Consider the following 4,629-nt stretch of genomic DNA (forward strand, 5'->3'; position numbering starts at 1 on the left):
GCCACCGGCGGTGGCGCCGGAACCGGTGCGGGCGGCGCGGCGACGGCCGGCCCGGCCTGGCCGGCGTGTTCGGCCGGCTGGTCGGTGCGGCGGCGCCTCGGCAACCCGCCCGGGGTGGCCGTACCGTCGGGCGGCGACCCGGCGTCGCGGGTGGGCGGCTCGGCCGCCACGAAGGCGGCGGGTGCCGGCTCCGGGCCGGTACCCGCGCCGAACGCGTCCCAGGACTCGCCGGACTCCATGGTCCGGGTGGCCCGGTCCAGCAGCGCCGGGTCGAAACCGAGGGCCGCCGCGTCGTCCCGGTGCGCCCCGCCGGGCGGTACGGCCGGTGCCGCGGTCAGCGCCCGGCCCGGTCGGACCGCGTCGAGCGCCCCCGCCGACCGGCGGTCCCGGGCCGGTACGGTCGCCCGGGCCACCGTCGCGCCGGCCCGGTCGGCCGGTCGCACCACCAGCAGCGCGTGCGGCACCTCCAGCCGGGCGGTCAACCCGCCCCCGGCCGTCGGCGCGAGGTCCACGGTCCAGCCGTGCCGGCGGGCCAGCCGGCCGACCACGAAGAGCCCGAGCACCTCCGTCGGGGCCAGGTCGAGCCGTTCCCGGCGGGTCAGTCGGGCGTTCTCCTCGGCCAGCCGTTCCTCGGTCATCCCGATGCCCCGGTCGACCACCGACAGCCGGGCGCCGGTGGCGGTCAGCTCGCCGGCCACCACCACCCGGGTGTGCGGCGGGGAGAAGACGGTCGCGTTCTCCATCAGCTCGGCCAGCGCGAGCACCAGGTCACCGACGGTGGAGGGCGCGGCCGAGACGCCGGGGGCGACCTGCACGTCCACCCGGGTGTAGTCCTCGATCTCACCGAGCGCCAGCCGGACCACGTCGGCCAGCGGCACCGGGGCGACGTGTCCGTCGGTGCCGGCCGAACCGGAGAGGACGACCAGGCTGCCCGCGTTGCGGCGCAGCCGGCTGGAGATGTGGTCGAGCCGGTACAGATGTTCCAGCCGGCCCGGGTCGGCCTCCTGCCGTTCCAGCTGGTCGATCAGCGCGATCTGCCGGCCGACCAGGTTCTGGGTACGGCGGCCGACGTGGCCGAACATCTGCGCCACGTTGCGCCGGCCGGCCACCTGCCGCTCGACCAGCTTGGCGGCGGTGCTCTGCACCCGGTCGAAGGCGCGGGCGAGGTCGCCGATCTCGTCGCGGGCCCGGACGTCGACCGGGTCGAGGCGGACCGGTGGGCCGGCCTCGGTCTCGTCGTCGGCGACCCGGACCAGTTCCGCCTCGGCGACCCGGGCGACCCGGTCGGCGGAGCGGGTGAGCCGGGTCAGCGGGCGGGCCACCGTCCGCGCCACCGCGAAGCTGAGCAGCACCACCGTGAGCAGGATCAGCGTGGCGGCGCCGCCGACCAGCCAGGCAGCGGTCAGCGCGTCCCGTTGGTCGTCCTTCGTCTCGGCGGTCACGTCCGCGACGATCTTCTTCTCCACGAACTGGCCGAGCGTGATCATCGAGCGGACGGACGGGAAGAGCGCGTCGAGCGACACGTTCTCGATCGCCGCGACGGGGTCCTTCACGCTGTCGACGAGGAAGGTCGGGCTGGTGCGGGCGCCGACCGCGGCGTCGTCCAGCATGGCGAGCTGGTACTGCTCGGCGGTGATCAGGCTGCGGAACCGCAGGTTGTCCACCTGGAGCGCGGACATGCAGGCGATGTAGGCGGCCGAGACCTTCGGGTCCTTCGTCGCCTTGACCAGGACGATCAGGGTGGCGCAGGCGCCCAGCCCCTCGTCGGCCCGGAGCAGCCCGTCCAGGGCCAGCACCTGCCGCCCGGCGGAGGTGTTGGTGTCGACCTGGAAGCTCAGCCGCAGCGACTCGATCAGCGCGCTGTCGACCGGGCCGTAGACCTCCATGATCTGGGTGGGGGTGGCCGCGCCGGCCAGCACCAGCCCGCGCAGCTCGTCGAGCTTGCGTACCCCGTCGAGCGCGGCGGAGACCTGGGCCGGCAGCTCCTCGCCCAGTTCGGCGCGGAGGTCGGCGACCCGGTCGTCCACGGTGGCCGACCGCTGGATCAGCTCGCTGCGCTGCACCCGGCCGAGGAGCAGGCCGACCGAGAGGATGCGTTCCTGCTGGAGGTCCTGGACCAGGGTGCCGATCCGGCTGGCGAGCCGGACGGTGTCGGCGATGTCGCCGGCCTCGCGGGCGGCGGCGATCCGGTCGAGCACCACCGGCACGGCCAGCCCCACCATGCTGAGCAGCGGAATGATCACCAGCAGGGCCAGCTTGCCCCGGATCCGGAGCCTACCGAGCAGCATCGAACGGCCCCCAGCGTTCGGATCCGTCCTGGCCGGTGGCAACGGGCTGGAGCAGCCGCCGGTCCTCGGCCGGGATGGTGCGTCCGGCCGGCGGCTGCCAGGCGCTCGGCTCGGGCAGCGCGCCGGAGTTCTCCCGCCGGGCGCGGCGCTCTTCGGCGGCCCGCCGGTACGCCCGCCGGAAGGCGGCGATCAGCACCCCGGCCAGGACCAGCACCAGCAGCACCGCGACGGCGGCGGCGCCGATCGCCCACCAGCGGTCCCGGTCGTACGAGTCGATCCGCTCCTTGAGCAGCACGTCGAGTTCGTTGAGGATGACCGGCTGGAGCTGCTTGGCGGCGGCCTGGGCGTTCAGCCGGGCGGCGGCGACCTGCCCGGGTTCGGTCTGCCCGGTGCGCCCGGTCGGCGCGGAGAGCGCGACCAGCGCCTCGACGGAGCGCTGGTAGGTGTCCAGCGGGGTGAGCACGCTGTGGCCCAGGTCGGTGCTCTCCGTGCTGTCGACGGCGGACAGCAGGTCGGTGACGAGGTCGGTGGCCGAGCCGCGCGCGGAGACCCGCAACTCGGCGAGCTGACCCTGGGTGGCGGCCCGCTCGGTGTCGGGCCGGCGGGCGGCGAGGGAGGTGAGGTCGGCGAGCCGTCCGGCGGCCACCATCGCGGTGGGCAGGTCCCCGCCGATGCCGTCCTGGAGGAAGAAGGAGTCGGAGGCGGGGTCGCGGATCAGCCCGGAGCTCTCCCGCACCTTGCGGTGCAGGGCCAGTAGCAGGTCGGTGACCTCCCCGTACCCGGCGAACGCGGCCTCCGGCTCGGTGAGGGCACGGTCGGGCAGCGCCTCCAGCTTGGCGCGCAGCCCGGCCCACCGCTCGTGGCTGCGCAGCTCGCCGCCGATCCGGGCGTCCACCGCGGCGGCGGCCTGGACCGCCCGGTCCAGCCCCTCGCGCGAGCCGGGACGGCCGGCCACGGCGGCGGACTGGGCGTCCACCAGCGCCTCGGTCACCGGGCCGAGGGCGCGCAGGTACTCGACGCCGAGCCGTTCGCGGGCCGCCAGGTCCCGGTCCTCCCCGGTGAGCCGGTGGGTCTGTACGAAGAGGAACGCCACCGGCGCGAGCAGCGCCGCGACGAGCAGCAGCGGCAGTACGCGGCCCGGTGCGGAGGGCCGCCGACGGACCCGCTGCGCGGGGACTGTCATGGTCTGTCTCCTCCGGCGACGGCGGGGGATCTCGTCGGGTGTCGGGGGTCGCCGATGGAGTCCCGTGCACCGGACCGGAAAACTAACCGACCGGTGTGCAGGGAAGGTCGCGATTGGTCAGTCATTTATGCGTCACTGGGAGCGATGTTACGTGTCGTTGACCTTGTCGACACGTAGTGTCCGCTCACTCGTGCGTGATGATCGGATCGGAGGTGATTTCCGACAAGGGTCGGAATTCACGTGATCCGAAGTCATCCCGCCGGGATTGGTCTGGACGTGACGCGGTCGACCGACCCGGCGCGCCGATCGGGCCAACCGAACGGACGTACGGAGGATCTCAGCCAACGCTCAGGATCAGCGCCGTACCGTGAGCCGCATGAGATCACCGCTGTCGGCCGCCCGGGTACGGCGCGTCCTGGCCAACCGGCGTCGGGTGGTGGCCGCGTCGGTGGTCGTCGTGCTGCTCGCCGCCGTCGCGGTCTGGGCGGCGTGGCCGGACGGGCCGGGGCACCGGACCGAGTCGGCCCTGGTCACCGTCCGATCCGGGCCGGCGGGCGACCAGCCGGTGTCGCTGGACACCACGCTCTGGCTGCCCGCGGACGCCTCGGCCGACCGGAAGGTGCCGGCGGTGCTGCTGGCGCACGGCTTCGGCGGCACCAAGGACTCGGTCCGCTCCGACGCGGAGGATCTGGTGGAGCGCGGGTACGCCGTGCTCACCTGGACCGCGCGCGGCTTCGGCCGCAGCGGCGGCGAGATCCACCTGGACAACCCGGACTACGAGATCCGGGACGCGCAACGGCTGCTGGACCTGCTCGCCGCCCGCCCGGAGATCCGTACCGACGCCGCCGGTGATCCCCGGGTCGGCGTGGTCGGCGGCTCGTACGGCGGCGGGCTGGCCCTGCTGCTCGCCGCCCAGGACCGGCGGGTCGACGCGATCGTCCCGATGATCACCTGGAACGACCTCTCCCGCGCCTTCCTGCCGGAGAGCACCGGGAAGCCGGCCACCGAGGGCGTGTTCAAGAAGGGTTGGGCCGGCATCTTCTTCGGCGGCGGCGGCAACGCCGGCTCCGGCCCGGCCGGGCTCTCCGGCGCGACCGCCGCCGCGCCCGAGGGGGCCCCGGCCTCGGCCGGCGCGCCCAGCCCGCAGCAAGTCGGAGG

The 4,629-nt window shown here is 74.9% G+C and carries 3 protein-coding genes; 1 reads left to right on the plus strand and 2 read right to left on the minus strand.

Translation table 11 applies throughout. The features are described from left to right. Both V6U81_RS28855 and V6U81_RS28860 read right to left on the minus strand, forming a co-directional pair. A partial coding sequence (locus V6U81_RS28855) for a nitrate- and nitrite sensing domain-containing protein (RefSeq protein WP_334494183.1) occupies window positions 1-2,288 on the minus strand: 2,288 nt, incomplete at its 3' end. Further along, window positions 2,275-3,471 (minus strand): hypothetical protein, encoded by a 1,197-nt coding sequence (locus V6U81_RS28860; RefSeq protein WP_334494185.1) that lies wholly within the window; start codon window positions 3,469-3,471, stop codon window positions 2,275-2,277. The genes V6U81_RS28855 and V6U81_RS28860, both read right to left, overlap by 14 nt. A 376-nt stretch (window positions 3,472-3,847) precedes the next feature. Here V6U81_RS28860 and V6U81_RS28865 point away from each other — a divergent pair. Continuing rightward, the coding region (locus V6U81_RS28865; RefSeq protein WP_334494187.1) for an alpha/beta hydrolase at window positions 3,848-4,629 on the plus strand (782 nt) is incomplete at its 3' end.

Source organism: Micromonospora lacuserhaii (assembly GCF_036902735.1).
Taxonomy (GTDB): Bacteria; Actinomycetota; Actinomycetes; order Mycobacteriales; family Micromonosporaceae; genus Micromonospora.

Excerpts from the sequence above, each read along its gene's own strand:
- V6U81_RS28860 (WP_334494185.1), bottom strand. The coding sequence starts at position 3,471 with ATGACAGTCCCCGCGCAGCGGGTCCGTCGGCGGCCCTCCGCACCGGGC.